This window comes from Myxococcus sp. CA039A (assembly GCF_013336645.1).
Classification (GTDB): Bacteria; Myxococcota; Myxococcia; order Myxococcales; family Myxococcaceae; genus Myxococcus; species Myxococcus llanfairpwllgwyngyllgogerychwyrndrobwllllantysiliogogogochensis.
In genome coordinates, this window is sequence record NZ_JABUMQ010000073.1 from 15,163 (window position 1) to 36,681 (window position 21,519).

Annotated in this window: 15 protein-coding genes; 8 read left to right on the forward strand and 7 right to left on the reverse strand. The window is 70.2% G+C overall.

The genetic code is table 11. The features are described from left to right. Positions 1-95 precede the first annotated feature (95 nt). Positions 96-1,691, reverse strand: a complete 1,596-nt coding sequence (locus HR086_RS14590; RefSeq protein ID WP_141641915.1) for a thrombospondin type 3 repeat-containing protein — start codon at positions 1,689-1,691, stop codon at positions 96-98. Between the two features lie 143 nt (positions 1,692-1,834). Beyond that, positions 1,835-4,135 (reverse strand): MtsA protein, encoded by a 2,301-nt coding sequence (locus HR086_RS14595; protein ID WP_174465931.1) that lies wholly within the window; start codon positions 4,133-4,135, stop codon positions 1,835-1,837. A gap of 318 nt (positions 4,136-4,453) precedes the next feature. Between HR086_RS14595 and HR086_RS14600 the strand changes: the two genes are divergently transcribed. Genes HR086_RS14600 through HR086_RS14635 form a run of 8 tightly spaced genes read left to right on the forward strand, consistent with a single transcriptional unit; the run spans position 4,454 to position 15,772 of the window. Further along, a complete protein-coding gene (locus HR086_RS14600) occupies positions 4,454-4,831 on the forward strand; it encodes a hypothetical protein (RefSeq protein WP_246137093.1) in 378 nt (125 codons plus the stop codon). Between the two features lie 39 nt (positions 4,832-4,870). Next, complete coding sequence (locus tag HR086_RS14605) at positions 4,871-7,084, forward strand: AgmX/PglI C-terminal domain-containing protein (protein ID WP_174465927.1); 2,214 nt, start codon at positions 4,871-4,873, stop codon at positions 7,082-7,084. 53 nt (positions 7,085-7,137) lie between these two features. Then, complete coding sequence (locus tag HR086_RS14610; protein ID WP_141641918.1) at positions 7,138-7,773, forward strand: outer membrane beta-barrel domain-containing protein; 636 nt, start codon at positions 7,138-7,140, stop codon at positions 7,771-7,773. After that, entirely contained in the window at positions 7,770-9,431 is a 1,662-nt protein-coding gene (locus HR086_RS14615) for a hypothetical protein (protein WP_174454732.1), read from the forward strand. Before HR086_RS14610 ends, HR086_RS14615 begins: the two co-directional genes overlap by 4 nt. Further along, entirely contained in the window at positions 9,428-12,703 is a 3,276-nt protein-coding gene (locus HR086_RS14620) for a tetratricopeptide repeat protein (protein ID WP_174454731.1), read from the forward strand. The genes HR086_RS14615 and HR086_RS14620 overlap by 4 nt, the downstream gene beginning before the upstream one ends. Beyond that, on the forward strand, positions 12,700-13,218 hold the full coding sequence (locus HR086_RS14625; protein WP_174462954.1) for a hypothetical protein: 519 nt from the start codon (positions 12,700-12,702) through the stop codon (positions 13,216-13,218). The genes HR086_RS14620 and HR086_RS14625 overlap by 4 nt, the downstream gene beginning before the upstream one ends. Further along, entirely contained in the window at positions 13,215-13,853 is a 639-nt protein-coding gene (locus HR086_RS14630; protein ID WP_141641922.1) for a hypothetical protein, read from the forward strand. The genes HR086_RS14625 and HR086_RS14630 overlap by 4 nt, the downstream gene beginning before the upstream one ends. Then, positions 13,853-15,772 carry a tetratricopeptide repeat protein gene (locus HR086_RS14635; protein WP_174462955.1) on the forward strand — a complete coding sequence of 640 codons (1,920 nt, stop codon included), beginning with the start codon at positions 13,853-13,855 and terminating at the stop codon, positions 15,770-15,772. The genes HR086_RS14630 and HR086_RS14635 overlap by 1 nt, the downstream gene beginning before the upstream one ends. Positions 15,773-15,835: 63 nt before the next feature. On the opposite strand, the gene HR086_RS14640 is transcribed toward HR086_RS14635, so the two are convergent. From HR086_RS14640 to HR086_RS14660, 5 genes are all read right to left on the reverse strand, one after another. Further along, positions 15,836-16,684 (reverse strand): EamA family transporter, encoded by an 849-nt coding sequence (locus HR086_RS14640; RefSeq protein WP_254614612.1) that lies wholly within the window; start codon positions 16,682-16,684, stop codon positions 15,836-15,838. A gap of 453 nt (positions 16,685-17,137) precedes the next feature. After that, positions 17,138-17,998, reverse strand: a complete 861-nt coding sequence (locus tag HR086_RS14645) for a hypothetical protein (RefSeq protein WP_174465928.1) — start codon at positions 17,996-17,998, stop codon at positions 17,138-17,140. Positions 17,999-18,178: 180 nt separating this feature from the next. Beyond that, positions 18,179-19,846, reverse strand: coding sequence for a hypothetical protein (locus HR086_RS14650; RefSeq protein ID WP_254626329.1), 1,668 nt, complete (start codon positions 19,844-19,846; stop codon positions 18,179-18,181). A gap of 303 nt (positions 19,847-20,149) precedes the next feature. Further along, positions 20,150-20,953, reverse strand: a complete 804-nt coding sequence (locus HR086_RS14655) for a heme ABC transporter ATP-binding protein (RefSeq protein ID WP_174454727.1) — start codon at positions 20,951-20,953, stop codon at positions 20,150-20,152. Next, a partial coding sequence (locus HR086_RS14660; protein WP_174465929.1) for an iron ABC transporter permease occupies positions 20,950-21,519 on the reverse strand: 570 nt, incomplete at its 5' end. The genes HR086_RS14655 and HR086_RS14660, both read right to left, overlap by 4 nt.

The following is a 21,519-nucleotide window of genomic DNA, read 5'->3' on the forward strand; positions in this document are numbered from 1 at the left end:
AGGCACTTGCGCGCGGCGCATCAGGCTGTGGACCGGAGAGTGTGGGGGGCACTCCCCAGTCCGAACGAGGGGTAGACCCCTCATTCGCGGGTGGATCACGTTCCGAGGATGAAGGCCTCTGGGTCGAGGGGGAGGATGCCCGAGGGGGTACGTCCCTCGTCCTTGTCGTACTGGATGGGCTGGATGAGCAGCGAGCCGATGCCCGCGCCGCGCGGGTCATTGTCCCGGCCGGCCTGGAGGTAGAGGTACACCTCGTTGGTGCCCGCGGGGATGACCTCGCCGGGGATGAGCGGGTGGGGCCGCTCTCGCGTCGCGACGAGGGAGATGTTCTCCACGCGCGTCGCGTAGCAGATGCGGCCATCGACGGTGGGGTCCGTCTCCACCAGGTCGTAGCCGTAGCCGCGCTCGCGGTGGAAGTCGAGGTCGGCGCTGAGCGGGTCTCCGTGGGCTTCAATCTCCGCGATGTTCGTCAGCCCGTCGCGGTCCGAGTCGAGCAGGTCCTCCGGCACGAGCGGGTTGGTCTGCGACAGGGCCTCCACCAGGTCCGGAAGGGTGTCGCCGTCGGTGTCGCCGATGCAGGGGTTGGTGCCCAGCACGCGCTCCTCGCAGGTGTTGAGCCGGTCGCCATCGTCGTCCAGGGAGATGCTGCAGCCGTTGATGACGTCGGGTATCAGCGGATCCAACCCGACGCGCACCTCCAGGCCATCCATCAGTCCGTCCTGGTCCGAGTCGAGCTGCAGCGGGTCCGTGCCGAGCGCGTCCTCGTCCACGTCGGGCAGGCCGTCACCGTCGCTGTCGGCGAGCACCTGGCCTGCGCGCACCGCCACGTTGCGGTTGAAGGCGAGGAAGCGCTTGAGCTTGAGGGTGTTCGTGCGCGCGGCGTACTTCAGCCCGGTGAGGGTGCCGGGCAGCCCCGCGGCGTCCGTCTCGATGGGCTCGGTGCCGCCAGCATGGGCGATGGCCGCGACATGCGCGCGGGTGGCCGGGTCCGGCACGGCGCCTCGGACATAGATGGGCTGCACCACCACCTCGCCCGCGCCGTACTGCTGGGCCAGCGCCTTGATTTCGCCGGTGACGGCGGTGAGCTCGCACTCGCTGCAGGCGACCTTGTCCGTCAGCGCGTTGCAGGCCGCGTCCAGGCCGATGTTGAAGGCCGGGTTGGAGCAGCTGGTGTCCTGGCTGCGCACCACGATGACCACCATGTAACGCGTGCGGGCCACCTCGCCGCGACACGCCGTCTGCATGTCGCCGGACAACAGCGTCTTCCCCAACCGCAGCGAGGAGCGGACGCTGATGGGCCCCGACTCTTGATAGGTGGCGTAGCGCGGGAGCGCGGCCTGGAAGTCCGCCGCGTCGGAGAAGCCGCCCAGGATGCCGGTGGCCACCGAGTGGTAGGCGACGAGGCCGAACTTCACGAACGGGCCGGAGAAGCGGCTGGAGAGCGTGGACAGGCCGTCCGTGGCATAGCCCACGATTTCGGTCTCCACGCCCTCGCCTCCCTGCAGCGCGAAGACGACCTTGGTGGGAAACGCGTCGCCGCCCGCGAGCGGAACACAGACGGTGCCGGAGAAGTTGGCGCGGTCACCTTGGTTGGCCCCACGCCCGTCGATGGCATAGAGACCCGCGTCGGAGCAGGACAGGAGCAGAATCGGGAGTAGCAGCGGCCACGCGGAGCGCGGAAGGGGGCGCATCGGATGGATTGTAGACCCCAGCCCCCCACGGCAACGCAAGTGACAGCGGTGTCCGCGTCGAATTCTTCAGACGCCTGCACACACCGCGGGCCGTAATTTCGCCCCGCCACGGAACGCCGGACGCGCCGCGTTCCGACGCGTGCTCACAATGTGAGCAGGAAGGCGAGCACGTCGTCCCGCTCCTCGGGGCTGAAGGCGCGCGCATCACCGTGCGCGGGCCCGGCCGTCTCCAGCACCGTCCTCAAGGGGAAGCGCGTGTCCACCACCAGCCGGCCATCCTTCACCGCGTAACCCGCCGTGGCGCTCGTGAGCAGCGGCCACATGTCCCACGTGCCCACCAGCGACGGCGGCGCCGCGCCCACCACCAGGTCCTGCTGCTCGATGCGCAGCGGCAGGGCCACGGGTGTGCCCACATCCAGGTACTGGCCTCGCGTCCGGGCGTCCTGGTCCAACGTGTAGAGCGGCGCGGGATGGCACGCCAGACAGCCGCCCCGCCCCTCGAACAACGCGCGCCCCCGCGCGGGACGACCCACGTGTCCATCCGGGAGCGTCACCGACTCCAGCGGCGCGCCATCCTCGCCCCGGTACGGGTTGGGCGGCGTCACCATCAGCGACGTATAGAGGGTGAGCGCCTCGACTTCGGAGGGGGACGGGTCCGGGTTGTGGAAGCGGTTGCGTCCGCCCACGAAGCTCGCCGTCTCCGCCAGGTTGTGCTGGCTGGCGGGCGTGAAGAAGGGCGGCGTGTCGCGGCTGCCCAGCACGGTGGGCGAGCGGTAGATGCGATTGGGCCGCGTCTTCTCGTAGAAGACCCCGCCGGTGTGTCCCTCGATGTGACAGCCGTCGCAGGTGATGCCGGTGCGTCCCAGGTCCGCGTAATAGAGGACCTGTCCCAACTGGCGCTTGGCCTGCGCGCGCGTCACCACCACCGGGAGCCGCCGCGTCACCACCCCCTGCCGCCCCTTGCGCGCGTCGCGCACGTCCACCACCGCCACCTCGCGGCTGAAGCGATTGAGGACATAGAGGGTGGCGCCGTCGGGAGAGAGCACCAGTGAGCGCGGCCCGGAGTGCAGCTCCTCGCCCGCACGTCCCTTCGTCGAGAAGTCCCCGGCCGGACGGATGCGCGGCATGTCCTGGGGCGGCGTCAGCGAAACCTTCTGAAGCACCGCGCCGCGAGCCACCGTGTCGTCGCTGGAAACCAGCGCCCGGGCGTCAATCACCCGCACCCAGCCGATGCCCACGTCCGCCGCGTAGAGCAACTCCGTGGCCTCGTCGAGCGCCAGGCCCTCCGTCACTCCCGCGCCGAAGCCCCGGTGTCTCACGTAGTCGCCACGCGCCGGGTCGATGACGGCCACGCCGCTGTTGTTGCTCACCTCCATGCGCTGGGGATTGGGCCCGACATTGGGGCCCAGGCTCGCCATGAAGAGGCGGCCCAGCTTCTGGCTCGCGACGAGCGCGCGAGGCGCCTTTCCCCCCATCACCTGCGCGCGGAAGCGCTCCGTGTTGCCGCCGACGATGGCCACTCCAGGCCCGGGCACCACGGTGAACGCGCGCGCGCCGTCCTCCTGACGCAAGAGTTCCAGTTGCCCCGTCTGGAGGCTGCCCACCGCCAGCAGGTCCTTCCATCGGGCGAGCGCGCGCGGATTGGGGTCCACCGGCGCGGCCCAGCGCTCGCGTCCATCCTCGAGCGAGACAGCCCGCACCGTGTCCCTCACCTGCTCCGCGATGAAGGCCACGCCACGCGCGCCATCCACCTCCAGGCCGGAGGCGCCCAGGGGCGCGGGCAACACCCGAGGCTCGCTCTTGGAGTCCAGCGCGAACACGCGCAGCTCCGGCTGGTAGCGATGGACCACGCCGAGGAAGGACCGGCCGCGCGCATCCTTCCACGTCGCCAGCGCGGAGGGCCCGTCCCCCACCGCCAGCCGCTCCACGCGACCCGAGCCCACGTCCAGGGAGTACACCGTGTCCGTGGGCGGCGAGACGACGAACAGCGTGCGCCCATCCGGCGACGCCACCATCCCCAGCAGGTCGGGAAAGGCGCTGTCATTCACCAGCGTGAGGGGGGCGCTCCCCTCGACAGGCGCGCCCCCGTCCGCCACCAGCCGGACCTCCACCACCACCTGGGGCAGGTCCTCCGGCAGCGCCAGCCCCGCGGGCAGCCGGGCGAAGGCATGGCCCGAGTCGACCACCGTCAACGGCAGCTCGCGCGACAGTGGTGGACCGAGTGACAAACGCAATCCCGCTACCAGCCTCGCGCCCTGGATGGACAGGGGCTGGGAGGTCTCATTGCTGGTGAGCCGGGGGCCCACCGAATCGAGCCTCGGCGCCGTTCCCGAGGAGGGGGGCGCGGAGGACCCGGGAGGCGCGGATGTGCGTCCGCCCCGCGTGCTCAGGCGGTAGCCCACAAACCCGGCGGCGCTCCACAGCGCCACGCCCACCGCCAGCATTGCCCACTTGCGCGCCGCGCTCGTCACGTCGTGTCCCGGTACCTTTCGCGAGAAAGCATCCTCCCTCCTCTCGCGCGAGGCCACGAGGATTCTCCCCGTGCCCGCCCGGTTGGACAGCGACTTCAGACACGGAGCGGCACGACATCTTTCCGCTCGGCCGGCAACGAGCAAGTGCTGTCGTGGAGCACGCGCCCCACATGGGGTGGAGTGCCCCCCACACCTGTTGACCGACGTCTCACGAACAGCCCTGGAGTGTGCGTTGACAGGTCCATACACGCATCGCTTAACCTGTTGATGATGCGACGCTTCCTCCTCTGCATGGCCGTCGCCCAGCTCCTCGGCATCGGTACGCTGTTCATCCCGAGCGACGCCTGGGCCCAAGGCCGCGGCCGTTCCGCGAAATCGGCGAAGTCGAAGGCTGGCAAGAAGTCCAGTGCCAAGGCCCCGCCGAAAATTGAAACCAAGAGCGCGCCCGTGACGGACCCGGTGACGGGCGAGTCGGAGGCCGCCACTTCCTCGGCGCCGCCGCAGCGCGGACCGTCCCGCATCGACTTCGACGACCGGCTCATCCAGGGCCAGACGAACAAGTCGGGCGCCGTCTATCTCTATGACCGCAAGGAGCTGAAGACGCGGTCGATGATCCGCGAGCGCGACAGCTTCCGCGCCGAAACGCTCGCCACGGTGTACGACCAGTAGGGCAGCACCGCCCACCAGCCCTTGAAGGGAGCGTCACCGTTGAGCGGCCAGCCCAGCGTCCTGCAAGTCGTCATCCTCCGCGACGGACTCCTCGTTGGGACGGAAGTCTTCGTCCCCGGCACGTATGCGCTCGGTTCAGACCCGTCCGCGGACCTGAGGCTGGAAGACCCGGCCGTGGAGCCGCGCCACGCGCTGCTCTATTTCCAGAACGGACGCGCGGCCATCCAGGACGCGGGCACCGCCACGGGCCTGTTCGTCAACGGCCACCGCGTCACCGCGTGCGAGATTCGCTCCGTGGACGAGGTGCTGTGCGGACCGTTCGTCCTCAAGACGCGCGTGCTGGCGCAGAAGCCCCACGAGGCCAAGCCGCAGCCTCCGCCGGAGGTCGCCGCGCTGTTCGGCACGCCGCAGCCCGCGCCGCCTCCCCCCGCGCAGCAGGCCGCGCCCGTGCGCCAGCTCCGCCCCGCCACCGCGCCCGCGCAGCCACTGGCCACCACCGTGCCCGCGATTCGCGCCGTGCCACAGCAGCAGGCCCATCCGGCGCAAGCGGCGACGCAGGCCATCTATCCGCAGCAGTCCGCCGCGCCCGCCATGGTCCCCCTGCCGGCGCCCGTCGCGCACGCGCCGCAGGCCTCCATCAACGCCCAGGCCCACGTGGCCGCCGCGCCGCAGCCCGTGCCGCTGCAGGCCCCCCACCAGCCCGTGCCCGCCGGCACCGTGCCGTCCGTGCGCCGCCGCGTGACGCAGGAGCCTCCGCAGGCCGCGAACACGGGCATGCTGTTCGCGGATGATCTGCTCGCGGACGTCGCGTTGGAGCCGCTGCCCGCGCCGCAAGGGCCGCTGCTCCAGGAGCCGCGCGTCACCGCGTCCAGGCCCACGCATGCGCCGCGCCTGGACCCGGGCAAGGGCACGCCCCAGCTCTACCTGGAGCTCTACTGGGGCACCATCCGCCGCGACGCGCGCCGCTTCAAGCCGGACAAGAAGCAGCCGGTGAAGGCGTCGCTGGACCTCCCCGACGCGATGCCGCTGTGGGGCTTCACGCTGCCGGAGAGCACCGGGCCCTTCACCCTGGCCGAGTCGGCCAACGGCGCCTTCCGCCTCTTCGTGCCTCCTGGCACCGAGGTGGAGAAGAGCGGCAATGACGGCCGCTTCACCCCCGTCACCGGCGCGGCGCTGGAGTCCGACGGCAGCCGCCGCTTCATCACGCTGCGCGAGGGCGTGGGCGCCCGGCTGACGCAGGGCCAGATGTCGCTGGTGGCCTACGCCGCCCCCATCCCCACGCGCGTGTTCGTCAACCCGCTCAAGGGCCTGCCGTGGCTGGCGATGATGTGCTTCCTGCTCTTCGCGTCGGGGATGGGCGCCTTCATCGCGCTCAAGCCGCCCACGCCGGAGACGGCGGACTTCACCCAGAAGAGCCTGCCGCCCGTCGCGCTGCGCCTCATCGCCCCCGAGCCGAAGAAGAAGGAAGAGGCGAAGCAGAAGCTGGAGGCCATCAAGAAGAAGGCCCCACCGAAGGAGAAGGTCGCGGAGAAGGCGCCGCCCAAGCCGGTGGAGAAGGCACCGCCTCCGCCCAAGGAGCAGCCCAAGGCCGTGGCCGCCGCGCCCGCTGAGAACAAGGCGCTCAAGGCGCTGGCGAAGCTGTCCGCCGCCGGGCCCGCCACCAATGACCTGCTCGCCGCCGTGGACAAGCTGGGCAGCGGCCCGGGCAGCAAGAACGTGAAGAACTCCAACTACAAGCTGTCGGGCCTCATCGGAAAGGCGCCCATCGCCAACGCGGGCCTGGGCACGTTCGGCCTGGGCGGCGGCGGCAAGGGCGGCGGCGCGACGCTGGGCGCGGAGCTTCTGCGCGGCAAGGGCGGCGGCGGAATCGGCGCGCTGGGCGCGGGCTCGGTGGGCAAGGGGAAGGTCGGCGGCACCGTCACGCGCGCCACCGCTCGCAGCATCGCCTCCACCCAGGGCACCGTGGACCGCGAGGCCGTGGCCCGCGTCATCAACAGCCACCTGAACGAAGTGCACGGTTGCTATGAGCGCGCGCTGCTCAAGGATCCGGGCCTCGCCGGCAAGGTGGTGCTGGAGTGGACCATCGGCGCCAACGGCCGCGTGGCCGCGGCGAAGACGAAGTCCTCCACGTTGCGCAATGCCTCCGTCGAGGCCTGCATCCTCACCAATCTGAAGTCCTGGACCTTCCCCGCCCCCAAGGGCGGCGTGGTCATCATCACCTACCCGTTCCTCTTCAACTCCGTCGGCTACTGACGCGGGCCCCCCACCCGCGTTTCGTTCCGCTCATCCGCCAGGAAGCCCCCACCGTGCGATACGCCCTGCTCATTCTCTTGTTCCTGGCGCCCGGCCTTGCCCGCGCCCAGGCCGAGGCGCTCGAGAATCCCGGCGCCGTCTCCGCCATCCAGGAGCGGCAGTACCGGATGAATCACGAGCTGTACCTCGGGGTCGGCGTGCTGCCGGCCGACGCCTTCTACAAGGGCCTCACTGGAAGCGTCTCGTACACGTACCACTTCAGCGACACGTTCGCGTGGCAGGTGGGCCGCGGCACGTACAGCTACAACATCCAGACGTCGCTGCGCCGGCAGCTCGAGCGCGACTTCGACGTGGCCCCCACCGCCTCCGCGTTCGAGGACCAGGTGCAGTGGATGGTGGGCTCGGACCTCGTCTGGAGCCCGCTCTACGGCAAGACGGCCGTGCTCAACAGCTCCGTGCTGCACTTCGAGGCGTTCCTGCTCGGCGGCGGCACGGTGGTGAAGATTGACCGGCAGGACGGCTTCCGCCCCGCCATCAACCTGGGCCTGGGCGTGCGCATGTTCTCCGGCAAGACGCTGTCGTTCCGGCTCGACGTGACGAACAACGTCGTGTTCGCGGGTGCCTCCCGCATCATCAATGTCCCCGTGGTCCAGCTCGGTACCGCGTTCAACTTCGGCGCCACGGAATGACCCCCCGCTCACTTATCGCCGCGCTCGCCAGCGCCGCGCTCGTCGTGTCTCCAGCGACGGCTCCCGCCCAGTCTGGCGGTGGCTCGCTGCCCATGCCGCCACCTCCTTCCGGCGCGAAGGCCACCCCCGGCGCCGCCGCCAGACCCGCGACGGGCTCCCCCGCTCCGGCCGCGAAGCCCGCCGAGTCCGGTGCACCCGCGCCGGCCGCCGGCGCCGAGGGCGCGCCCGCGGCTGCCGCGTCCGACAAGAAGCCGGAGGCCGCCGCCGAGGCGCCGCCGCCCGTGCCGCAGAAGGTGGACCCGGCCATCTTCGACCAGGCGCTGCAGGACTACTTCGACGGCAAGCCGCGCGACGCCGCGGGTCCCCTCTACGCGTGGCTCCAGGCCGCGCCCAAGACGGACGACAACTACGCCTGGGCGCAGTACTTCCTCGCCCGGAGCCTCATCGACCTGGGCCTGACGCACGCGGGCGCGTCGTACCTGGCGCGCATCGCCCGTGAGCGCTCCAACCCGAACGTCATCCCCCGCGCGCTCGACACGCTGAAGGAGCTGACGGACCGGCCGCACGACGACGTGATGATCGACGAGCAGGTCTTCGGCGCGCTCGACCTGGGCTTCCTCCCGGAAGACACGGGCGCGTACGCGCACTATCAGCAGGGCCTCGTCGACCTGCGCGTGGGCAACGAGCGCTGGGCCAACACGCACTTCGCCAAGCTGTCGGAGACGAGCGCCGAGGCCAGCCGCGCGAAGTTCGCGCTGCTCGTCACCCGGCTCAAGCAGGTGAAGGAGCCCTCCGAGGAGCTCATCGCGGACTTCCTGGGCCTGTCCAAGGACGAGAAGCTCACGCGCGAGGCGCGCAACGAGGCGGCGCTCGCGGTGGCCCGCCTGCGCTACGAGCGGCTGGACTACACGGGCGCGCTGGAGGCGTACAACCTGGTGAAGCTGCCGGAGCTGGACCCGGGCCGCGCCAGCCTCTACCTGGAGGAAGCGTGGACCCGCTACAAGCTGGGTGAGCCGCGCGCGTCACTGGGCATCCTCACCACCCTGGACGCTCCGTCGTTCCGCGACGAGTTCCTGCCGGACAAGTACCTGCTGCGCGCCCTCATCTACCGCGACCTCTGCCACTACCTGCCCGCCAAGCGCGCGGCGAAGGAGCTGACGCGCAGGTTCGCGGACTCGCTGGAGGCGGTGCGCAACCGCGACGACCTCACCCAGGACCTCCGCCTGCGCCGCGCGGCCAACTCGCACGGTGGCACCCAGCGCGCCTCGCGCTTCGTGGAGACGCTGGACCTGGAGGGCGAGCGCCTGGGCCGCTACGCCGGCAGCTTCGGCGACCGGCTCTTCTCGCACCTGACGAAGCTGTACGACTTGTCTCGCGCCGAGGCCGTGCGCGTGTACGACGCGCGACTGGCGGAGGCCGTGCGCCAGGAGGCGGACACGCTCCTGCGCGCCGCGGAGCAGGTGCGACTGATGGAATACGAAGTGGGACTGAAGCTGTACGAGCGCGTGAAGAAGGGCGCGAAAATCGTGGCGCCCGAGGATGAACAACTCCTGACGCCCGACAGCGTCGCCTTCCGCTTCGACGGCGAATACTGGAACGACGAGCTCAAGTCGTACCGGGTCAGCATCGAGAGCCGCTGCATCGAGGAGACCCCATGACCGGCCCCCTGACCGGCCTGATTACCGCCGCCCTGCTCGCGGCGTCCCCCGGAGGCACGGGCCGCGCGGCGGGCCCCGGCCTCAATCCGATGGTCTCGAAGGCGAAGGAGCGCGACGAGTTCATCGCCAAGCTCAAGCGAGACATCTTCAAGGTCGACCGCGCCATCGGCGAAACGGAGAAGCTCATCTCCAAGAGCCGCAACGCGCCGTACCTGCCGGACCTCCAGTTCCGGCTCGCCGAGCTCTTCGTGGAGAAGAGCCGCTACGTGTACTACCTCCAGGCCGAGTCCCGGCCAGAGGGAGCCTCGGGCGCCATCGTCTCCCCCGAGACGCGGCTGATGAAGCAGAAGGCCGTGCAGATGTACTACCGGCTGCTGCGCGAGTACCCGGACTTCAAGGACGGGGACCAGGTGACGTTCTACCTGGCGCACGAGCAGCGAGAACTCGGGCAGTTCGACGAGATGCTCAAGACGCTCGGCGACCTGACGCGCAAGTTCCCCAACAGCCCGCTGCGGCTGGAGTCGGAGCAGATTCTCGGCGACCACTTCTTCGACAAGGCGGACCTCGTCGAGGCCGAGCGCCACTATCAGGCCATCCTGGAGGCCCCGCCCTCCCCCGTGCACGACCTGGCCCGCTACAAGATGGGCTGGATTCGCGTCAACCAGGCCAAGCACGCGGAGGCCGTCACGTTCTTCGAGGCCGCGGCCGCGAGCGCCCCCCTGCCGGGCATGGACGTGAAGAAGGCGCTCAACGTGAAGCGCGAGGCGCTGCTTGACCTCGTCTACAGCTACACGGAGGCGAAGCCCGCCAAGGGCGCGCTCAACTACTTCGAGAAGCTCAGCGAAAGCCGCGCCACCTACGCGCTGGCGCTCGACAAGCTGGGCAACCGCTACTTCATCAAGCAGCAGTACGAGTGGGCCATCCCCGCGCTGCGCAAGCTGATGGAGATTCAGCACGACCCCGAGCTGGATTTGGAGCGCGGCCAGAAGCTCTACGACGCGCTCAAGGCGTCCAAGGGCAAGGTGCTGCCGGAGCCGGAGGACCTGCGCATCCTCGTGCGCGCGGCGGTGCAGTCCAAGACCGACCCGGAGCTGTCGGAGGTCGACCGCAAGAAGCAGCTCGTGGAGCTGGAGGAGATGGGGCGCGACCTGGCCACCCTGCTCCATCTCGCGGCGCAGAAGAAGGAGGAGAAGGAGCTCTACCTGAGCACCGCCGAGGCGTACGAGGCGTACCTGAGCCTCTTCCGTCCCGACCAGTACGTGCGGCCGATGATGAAGAACCGCGCGGAGGCGCTCTTCTCCGCCAAGGACTACACGCGCGCCGCGCGTCAGTTCGAGGAGCTGGCCCGCTACGAGTCGAAGGCGAAGGACGCCAAGGGCGAGGAAGAGGCCCTCTACGCCGCGCTGCTCGCGCACTTCTCCACGCTCAAGCCGGAGGAGGCGCTCAAGCGCAACGCGTATGAAGTCGCGGACGCGCGTCAGGCGATGAAGCTGCTGGGCGCGGAGTACGTGTCGCGCTACCCCAAGAGCCCCAACGTCCTGGACGTGAAGTTCAACATCGCCCGCGCCTTCTACGAGGACGGCGACTACCCCAAGGCGGCGGAGCTGTTCACCGCCTTCGCCCTCACCCATCCGCAGCACAAGGAAGCCACCGTCGCCGGCAACCTGGCGCTGGACAGCTTGCGGCAGGTCAACGACTTCAAGGGCCTGGACGAGACGGGCAAGAAGTTCCTCACCTCGCCCCTGCCCGGCAACTTCCGCGCGGAGGTGCAGAAGATTCTCACCCAGAGCCGCGCCGAGGCGCTGGACGAGCTGGCGCTGCAGAGCGCCCAGGAGACGGGCGACGTCATCCAGGGCCTCGTGAAGGTGGCCGACGAGAACAAGAACAGCGACATCGGCGAGAAGGCCCTGTACGGCGCCTTCACGGCGGCGCGCGAGAAGCGCGACCTGCAGGCCGAGCGCGACCTGGGCGCCAAGCTGGTGCAGGACTACCCCAAGAGCCAGTACCTGTCGGACGTGCTCCTGACGCTCGGCCGGCACGCGGCGGAAGCGGCGGCGTTCGGCGAGGCGGCCACGTGGTTCGAGCAGGTGGGCCAGAAGCTGGGCGCGGACATCGCCGGCGTGGATGGGTGGCTTGCTGGCGCGCGGTTGCGCATGGCGCTGGGTGAGTACAAGGAAGCGGCCCGGAACCTCGAGACGGCGGCGGAAGTGTCGGGCGCGCGCAAGTCCGAGGTGCTGGTGCTGCTGGCCGAGGCGCGGCTGAAGGCGAAGGACTACTCGCGCGCGAAGCTCGCGGCCGACTCGGCGCTGAAGCTGGACCCGAGGAGCGCGGGCGCGGCGGCGGTGCTGGCGGAGGTGCAGGCAGTCACGGCGCCCACGGCGTCCGCGGACGCGCTGGTGGCCACGCTCACCACGGCGGTGCAGGGCCCCAACGGCCAGACGGAAGAGGCGGCCAGGGGCCTGTGGTTCCTGGGCGAGATTCTCTACCGCGGCTACAAGGACCTGCCGGCGGACAAGGTGGAGGAGAAGGTCGCCGCGCTCCAGAGCCTGGAGGGCATCTACACGCAGGCCGCGTCGCTGGGTTACCCCGAGTGGGCGGTGGCCTCGCTGTGGCGGCTGGCGCTGGCGTACGGGCACATCGCGGACGTCGTCGAGTCCACGCCGGTGCCGGGCGGCCTCTCCGCTGCGGAGTCGCAGCAGTTCCAGGCGGCGGTGAAGGAGCAGGTCGGCCCGCTGAAGACGCGCTCGGAGGAGGCATTCAAGGCGTGTCTGTCCCGCGCGGAGTCGCTGGAGGTCTTCAGCGCGGCGGTGGTGGGTTGCCGCTCGCGCGCCGAACAGGCCGCGCTGCCGGTGCCCCAGCCGGGTGCGCCCACGCAGTTGGCCGCGCTGGATGACCTGCGCAAGAAGGCCGAGCGCACGCTCAGCGTGGAGTCGCTGGAAGCGCTGGGCATGGCGTACCTGGAGGCGCGCCAGTTCGGCGTGGCGCAGCTGACGTTTGGCCGCGTCACGGAGCTCCAGGACACCAAGGCCTCGGCGCACTCGGCGCTGGGCTGGGCACTGCTCAACATGGGTGACGCCATGGGCGCGCGCGCCGCGTACGCCAAGGCGATGGACTCCGACCCCACCTACGACAAGGCGCGCCTCAACCTGGCCGCGCTGCGCTGCCGCTTCGGCGACGTGGACGGGGCGCGGCGAGACCTGGCCGTCCTCAAGGACGTGGGCTCGCTCAACGGCGCCGACGTGGACACCGCGGGCTGGAAGGCGTGCAAGTGAGCCCGCGTCTCCACCCGACGCACTCGCACGGCTTCCGGACCCTGGCGCTGGTGGCGCTGGTGGCCGGGCTGTGCGCGTGCGGCGACGAGGGCGGCGCGCTGGAAGGCAGCGTGTCGCCGTTGTTGGACCTGAAGTACAAGCGCGCGGAGGCGGTGCTGGCCGAAGGAGAGCTGTCCATCAACTTCGTCTCGCCCCAGGGCTCCGGGGTGAACACCGTGCTGAAGGTCAGCGCGCGCGTGGGGGACATGATTCCCGAGGGCTACACCGGCGGGCTCACCATCAACCTGGCCGAGTCCCTGGAGGGCGGCGCGCAGCGCGGCGTCATCGGCCGCAGCGTGCTGGACGAGCCGGCGCGCGTCTTTCCGCAGTTGGAGCGAGGCTCGCTCGTCGTGGACAACCTCCCCACGGCGCAGGGCCAGCGTGTCACCGGTGACTTCCACGTCACCTTCGTCAACGGCATCGACATCTATTCCGGCCGCACCATCTTCGGCAGCTTCGAGGCGACCGTTCCATGAAGCACATCGTCCTGCTCACCCTCCCGCTCTTCCTGGCCGCGTGCGGCCCCAGCTACGGCATGAAGGTGCCTGGCTCGCTGGTGAAGAAGCTCCCGTTTGAAGTCCGCATCGAGCTGCTGGAGGCGGAGAACGAGCTGGCGCTCGCCGTCGACAAGGTGGACGAGAACAACAACGAGATTGACCGCGCCCGCGACAACATCCGCCGCGCCCGCTCCCGCCAGGAGGCGGCGGAGGACGAGGTGGACCGCGCGACGGACGAAGTCTCGCGCGAGGTCGCGAAGCTGGCCATCGAGGAGTCCGAGGCCCGCGTGGAGTACCTGCGCGCGAAGCAGCGGCTGTCGGTGGGGTTGCGTGACGTGTCGGAGCTGGCGCGCAACTGCGCCTTCGCCAAGTTCGAGCTGGCCAAGCTGACGGCGGCCCGCAAGGCGAAGGTGGAGGGCAGCGAGGAGCTGGACCCGAAGGAGTTCGAGGAGCAGGTGGCCGAGTGCGACGCGGAGGTGAAGGAAGAGCTCGCCGACCTCTCCGAGGACCAGAAGGAAGAGAAGACGGCGCGGGAGGCTTGGGAGGCGAAGAAGACGGCCCTCGCCAAGAAGACGTTCGACGCGCGTGCCAGTCCCTACGTGGAGAACCTGTGATGACGAAAGCCGGCGTCCTAGTCCTCCAGCTGCTCACCGCCCAGACGCCTCCACCCGACGCGGCCGCGCTCGAGCGCACCGCGGCGGTGGAGAGTGCCCGGCTGCGCGCGTCTCCGGACGACGCCGATGCGCTCTATCGCCTGGGCACGGCCTTCCTCGCGCTGAACAAGCCGAAGAAGGCGGTGGAGCCGCTGAAGAAGCTGGTGGAGGTGGAGCCGGACCTGATTCCGCCCCGCCTGGCACTGGGTCGGGCGCTGCGGCTCGCGGGCGACGCGGAGGCCGCGCGCACGCTGCTGGACCAGGCCATCGCCGCGTTTCCCGAGGATGCGTCGCTGCGCTCGGAGCGGGGCCTGCTTGCCCGCGTGCTGGACGAGACGGACGTGGCCATCAGCCAGTACTCGATGGCGGTGGAGCTTGCGCCGAAGGACGCGGAGCTGCGCTTCAACCTGGGCGAGGCCCTGCAGCGCGCCAACCGCACGGACGACGCCATCGAGGCGTACCGTGAGGCGCTGAAGCTGGACTCCAAGCTGAACGTCGCCCGCGTCAACCTGGGCAAGGCCCTGGCGGAGAAGGGGCTCAACGGCGAGGCCAAGGAGACGCTGCGCGAGGCCACTCGCGAGAAGCTGGGCGACGCGGAGGCGCACTACAACCTGGGCGTCCTGCTGCTGCGCGAGAACGACTTTGACGGCGCCATCGCCGAGTACCAGCGCGCCATCGCCGCGGACCCGAAGCACGCGCGCGCGCAGAACAACCTGGGCGTGGCGCTCAACGAGAAGGGCGACCCGCGCAAGGCCACCGAGGCGTTCCTCAAGGCCATCGCCGCCGACTCGAAGTACGCGGAGGCCCACTTCAATCTGGGGCTCGCCTACTACCAGTTGGGCGACAACGTGCGCGCCACCAAGTCCTTCGAGAAGGCGCTGGTGTTGGAGCCGCGTCGGGCCAGCGGGCCGTACACGCAGTTGGGCCACCTGTACCTGGAGCAGGGCAAGAAGAAGCAGGCGGTGGAGGCCTTCAAGAAGGCCATCGAGAAGAGCACCGACGACGGGAAGAAGACGACGGAGGCGTACCAGGGTCTCGCGCGTGCGTACCTGTCGCTGGGCAAGGCCGAGGAGGCCGTGGCCACGCTGAAGACGGCGGTGGAGGCGTTCCCCAAGGACGCGGCCGCGAGGGCGGGCTACGGCGAGGCGCTGAAGGCCAAGGGTGACTTCGACGGCGCGATTGCCCAGTACGAGGAATGTGTCGCGCTGTCGCCCACGGTGGAGAACCGGTTGGCGCTGGCGGACACCTACGCGAAGAAGCGCGTGTCGGCGAAGGCGCAGCCGCTCTACCTGGCGGTCCTCAAGGAGGACCCGAACCACCGCGTGGCGAAGCTGGCCCTGGCGGACCTCCTGATGGCCATGGGGGACTACGCCGGCGCGGAGACATACCTGCGGCCCAAGGAAGGCGAGGAGGCGGACACGGCGGCGCTGGCGCGGCTGGGCATCGTCCACTCGCGGCGCGGGCGTCCGGACCTGGCGGTGACGGAGCTGGAGGAAGTGGTGGCGAAGGACCCGGCGCAGATTGAAGCGCGGGCCGAGCTGGGCTTCCTGTACCTGCGCGGCGGCGACGGCGCGAAGGCGCGCAAGGTGCTGACGGACGCGCTGGCGGTGGAGCCTCGCAACGCGCTGGCGCTGCTGTACCTGGGCCACGCGCTGTACCAGCAGGGCAACGCGAAGGACGCGGAGAAGTCCTTCCGGGGTTCCTCTCAGGTGGACCCGACCTTCGCCGAGCCGCACAACGCGCTGGGCCAGTTGCTGGAAGCCTCGAAGCGGCTGGATGAGGCGAAGCTGGAGTACGAGACGGCGCTGAAGCTCCAGCCCAACCACGAGGACGCGCAGCTGTCCTTGAAGCGGCTGGGTGCATCGGCCAAGGCGGAGTAGGCGCGACGGCTCCGCCCCGTCTGGCGCGGAGCCTCGGCCCAGACGGACGAGGCTGGGCGACTGCTACGCGGGCATGCCGAGCAACACCGCGCCCACGGAGACGAACGCCGCGCCCACGAGTTGGCGGCGTCCCAGCCTCTCTCCCTGAAGCGCGGCCAGGGCCAGCGCGAAGGCGATGGAGGTGTTGCGCAGCGTGAGCACCGCCCCTGCCCCACTGTCGTTCAGCGCCGAGAGCAGCAGCGCGAAGGACAGCATGCAGATGGCCCCCGCGAAGACGACCAGACCGGGACGGCTCCACGCCTCTCGCTGGAGGGTGGCCCACCCCATCTGCCGGCTCCGCTCCAGCACCAGCACGGGCAGCGCGACGAGCAGGCCCGTGGTGAAGAGGGCGGGTGGCTGCGCGCCGTCCGAGAGCGCCATCTTGTAGCTCAGGTGATAGCCGGCGATGGCCACCGCCGACAGCGCGGCCCACGCGACTCCAGACGCAGCGGGCCCCGTGGGACGCGACAGATGCATCACCGCGAGCCCACCGCCCAGCACCACCGCGCCCGTGACGGTCCACGCGGAGATGGGCTCACCCAGTGCCAGCACGGACACCGGCCAGACCAGGAGCATCGCGCCACCTCGCGACACCGTGTACGCGAGGCCCAACGGTGCGCGGTGCAGGGCACGGGACAGCGCCGCCAGATAGACGCTCTCACAGGCGCCTGCCCCGAGCGCCCATGCGAGCCCCGCCGTGGAGGGGAACGCTTCCCCTTTCATGCCGAGCGCCCACAGACCACCGCCCACCACCGCCACGGTGATGACGCCCACCACGCCTGCCTCGGGATTCGGATGCTTCTTGAGCATCGCGTTCCAGGACGCGTGAAGGAACGCGGACACCAACACCAACCCCAACGCGACGGTCTGCAACGGACGAGGCTCCTGGACAGCGGCGAAGGCTCGTATCTAGCGCGTCGCCGTGCGCCTCGCAGTCCTCATGAGAGGAGAGGCACACTCCTCGTCATGCGAGGGGAGCACAGTCCTCGTCGGAGTTCGCCAGAACCGTCGGTGCGTCGGCCGCGGACAAGCGAGCAGACAGGGAAGGCTCGGCAGGCGACTCACCGCGTGGCGTGAGGAGCCCACTGCTCGGGAGAGAGGCGCACCGCTCCTTCCGCGAGAACAGGAGCGCGGAGCATCAGTCCACTCGAAGAAGCCGTGCCTTCTCGGGGAGCGGTGCTTCGCGCGCGGCGAGGACACGCAAGCCACTCGCTCCACTCTCGGGGCGACGAGCCCCACGAAGAGGCTTCGCATCTCCCGCAAGGACTTGAGCAGGGTGGGCCTGGCGGAAGCGCGACAGGCTTCGCTCACCTCATCACAGCTCACTCAGGGAGCGGCATCCTCACCGGAGTCCTCGGAGTCCCCCGACACGTCTCCCGAGAGGAAGCGCGCTGGCAGGACAGGCCCCGTGGGCGAAGGACGCCGCTCGACGAGGTGCTGTCGACCGAAGGTGTAACGCGCCTCCGCATGAGCTCCGAAGGCCGAGCCTTCCGCATGAGCCACCAGCACGAGGTCCGTCCGCGGCACCACCCCCGGCGTCACGCTCACCACGCACGGCACCGCGCGCACATCCTCACCCTCACCTTCCGGCAGCACGAAGTCCGTCGTCCCTTCGATGAGCCGTGCCTCCGGAGGCAGCACGATGCTCACCGCGATGGGGACGTTGAACCCCGCCCTTCGCTCGACTTCAGCCACGAGCCGGAGTCCTCCGCCTTCGGCGTCCACCACGCGCCAGTTCACGCGCATCGGAGCGGGCACTCGCGTGGTGAGCCCCGCCAATGAACCTCCGCTCAACGCGGTGGCCGCGCTGTCGTCAGAGGACTCCTCCGTATGCTCGTCGCCAACCGCCACGCCTCGCGGATGCACGCGGTGGACCGCATCGCGCACCAGGCCGGCGCCTCCAGACTTCCCCTTCGACGGTGACGCGGTCGACATCCGTACCGCCGACACAGACCTCGATGCGGACACCGGAGCAACTCGAGTCCGCGTCGCGAGGCGCGAAGCCTCGTCCCCGTGCGTGGGACCACTCAACGGAACATCGTCTCTCTGGGAGAAGGGAGGTCGAGGCTCGGGAGGCTTGCGCAGTCGGCCTCGGGCTCGCTCCACCCCTGAAGCCACTCCCGCCGAGAGCGCGCCAATCAGCGCCAGGGCCAACACCGCGCCCGCGATGCGTCGTCGCGACGTCATGGGCACGCTCCCCGAATGGCACGCCCCACGCGCGCTCGGGCAACGAGCCCCATCACGTCGAACACCGACACAACATCAGGGCGAGCGAGGGCCTCCCGGCCATCCCGCCGGACACGTTCCATCATCGACACTGCGGACTCCAGAACTGGCCCCTGCCGCTCCAACTTGCGCATCACAGCCTCACCGGCACAGGGGCTCATGGCTGGGATACGGATACGCCAGGGTCGGCTCGGTGGCCGCGTCCATCAATGCCCGCGGGTAGCCCTTGCACATCAGTGTGTCCAGGAAGTCCGCGAGACACGGCGCGGCCTCCGTCGTCTCCACCACGTCCACCTGCCTTCCCTCCACCATCCGCCACGTGTGCTTGCGATACCCCCGCGCCCACGGCGCCAGGTTCATCGCCGGAGCCGCGAGCGCTTCGTACAGGACCTGCCGCGACGGCGTACCGGTGCCCAGCCGATAGAGCATGGCGGCCACCTCGTTCTCCTCGATGGGCTGGAGCAATCCGTCCTCGGGCTTCGGCCGAGACCACGCGACCAGCTCTGGTGAACGCGTCTCCAGGTCCAGCCAGAACATCGTCCCGCTCTGCCTGTCGTAGTAGCGGGGATTGCCTCGCGTGTCGGAGCTGAACCACGTGGCCCAGCCCTCACTCCATGCCTGACCCGGGAAGGTGGGCACCCCGACATAGTGAGGCCCACCCTCGGAGGGGCTCGTCCCGTGGCTGGCCATCGCCCAGTGCCCCAGCTCGTGGAGCACCATCGCCTCGGACCACCACGCCGCGTCGGAGTCTCCCGGCAGCCAGAGCTGCGCGCCCCAGCGCCGCCCCGCCGCCGTCACCTGCCACGGCGCGAAGCACGCCCCACACGACCACGTCGTGCCGAAGCCCAACCACGCCACCACGGGCAACCCCGTCCGGCCAAACCGCTCCCGCGTGCCATTCCACGCCGCGCTCAGCGCCTCGAAGACCGCCGCCGCGCCCGAGCCCTCCGACTCCTCGATGGCGACCACGGGCGCATCCATCAACTCTCGCGTGGGGCGCGCCCAGCTCCACAGCCGCGCGGAAGCTCCCGGCGTCACGGGCAGCGTCTGTGGCCCAGACAGGCCCGGGTCCGCCACCGCGTAGTCCACCGTGCCGGGCTTCCCCTGCCCCGCCGCGTACACCACGACGAGGTCCTCCGGGCCCACCTCCGTCGGCAGGCGCACGGTGAAGCGTCCCACCGCGTCCGTCACCCCCAGGTCGATGAGCGTGCCCGCCTGGAAGGACGCGACGAGGAAGCCGCGGGCCGGCACCCACTCCGTCTCCGGCGTCCAGTCGTGGAAGGCCGCGTCGGGCAAGCGGCGCTCGTAACGCGCGACACCGCTCAGGGTGCGCCCGGGCGCACCGCACCAGCCCCGGTTCCCTTCCGCGACACAGCCCGCCTCACATCGCTGTTCGAGCCAGCGCCCCGCCGAGCACCGCTCCAGCGCGCCCATGTCCGAGCAGCGCGTGGCGCTCTCCACACAGGCCGCGCCTGGCTCGCAGTGCGCGCCATCGGAGGATTGCGATTCGACGCAGGCCTCGCTCACCGCGCAGTCCTCGCGCGCGAGCTGTCCGTCGTGACAGCGCTCCACCACGCGAGGCCCCAGACACCGTCCTCCGACAGGAAGCGCGCCGCAGTCGACCTGGGCCCTCACCGATTCCTCGGGCCCGGTGGAGCACGCGCTCATCCGGCAGGCTTCGTCGGAAGCCTCGCACGCGGCATCACACGGAACGGCTCCCGAGCCCGCGCCACACGCCAGCAACCCCACGCCCAGCGCCCAGTACACGAGCGCCCACCCACTCGCGCGAACAGCCGACTCGAAGCCCAACGCCGTACCACCTCCACGTCCGCCACACTGGTGACGGGTGCGCGGCAGGACAACATGGTGCCCTCGAAGAACAGCATGAGCAGGAGACGCGGGGGTCCCCTGCTTGCCCGCATTCGCCGCGTCGCAATGTCAGACATCCGACACGACAGACCGTGTTTCAGCCTGCTCGCCTGCTCAGGGCCAGGCAGGCCCATCGACAAACACTCCTCGCGGGGGCGGGCGCCCGGCGGTGCGACATGGAGGGAGGCCGGGTTCGCCGCACACCCCCGCGAGAAGCAACTCACGAAACTTGAAGACACCCGCTCATGGATGATGCGGGGCCCGGCCCGAGGGAATGATGAAAGGCGCGGGTGAGTCTGGATACTCGACGACACGGACCTGCAGACCGAAGGTGCTGGCGATGAGCTCCGGACGGAGAACCTGGGCGGGAGACCCCAGCTCCACCAGCTTGCCGTCGGCCAGGACAGCGATTCGATGCGCATAACGCGCGGCCAGATTCAAATCGTGGAGCACCGCGAGCACCGCACCTCCGTCCCTCGCGAAGTGCGTCGCTTCCTCCAGGACGAGATGCTGATGCGAGAGGTCCAGGCTCGACGTCGGCTCGTCGAGCAACAGATAACGATGACCGTGCTCGGGCGCCTCCCAGAGTTGCGCGAGCACGCGCGCGAGCTGCACCCGCTGACGCTCTCCTCCCGAGAGAGAGGTATACGGCCGCGACGACAGGTGCCGGATGTCCATCACCTCCAGCGCGGCCTGCGCCGCATCCATGTCCGCGCTTCCCTCGCCCCGCGTGGCGTGAGGGCTGCGTCCCAGCAGCGCCACCTCCAGCACGGTGAAGCCGAACCCGAGTGACGACTCCTGGGGAAGCACGCCCAGCCGCAGCGCGCGCTCGCGGGGAGGCCACTTCAACAGCGGGCGCCCATCCAGCAACACCTCACCCACGGTGCAGGGCAACTCCCCGGAGAAGGCCGAGAGCAGCGTGGACTTGCCCGCGCCGTTCGGCCCCACCACGGCGAGGACCTCGCCAGGCACCAGGTTCAGCGACACCGGTCCCAGCGCGCGTCCCCGGCCTCGCCACACCTCGACTCCCCGTGCCTCCAGGCTCATGACATCCCCTTGCCGCGCGCCAGCATCGAGATGAAGACAGGAACGCCCAGCATGGACGTCAGCGCACCGACGGGAAGCTCCTGGGGCACCGCCGCCGTGCGCGCCAGCACATCCGCGGCGACGAGCAACGCCGAGCCCAGGAGCGCCGAAGCCCCCATCAATCGCCGGTGGTCCGGCCCGAGCGCGAGCCGCAGCAGCGCCGGAACGAGCAACCCCACGAAGCCGATGATGCCCGTGACGGACACCGCCGCGCCGACACCCAGCGCCGCCGCGAGGATGAGCCGTCGCTTCAGCTTCTCCACGTCCACGCCCAGGTGCCATGCCTCGCGCTCTCCCAGGAGCAGCAGGTTGAGCGAGCGGGAATCCCTCAGCAGCAACACCAGCGCGATGAGCAGCGGCACCGTGGACGCCGCCACCACGCTCCAGGCGGCGCCGGCCAGGCTGCCCCAGGTCCAGAAGGTGATGGTGCGAAGCTGCGCGTCGGTGGCCATTTGCGTGAGCAGGCCAATCCCCGCGCCCGCGCCCGCGCTCACCGCCACGCCCGCCAGGAGCTGTCTCTTATACAC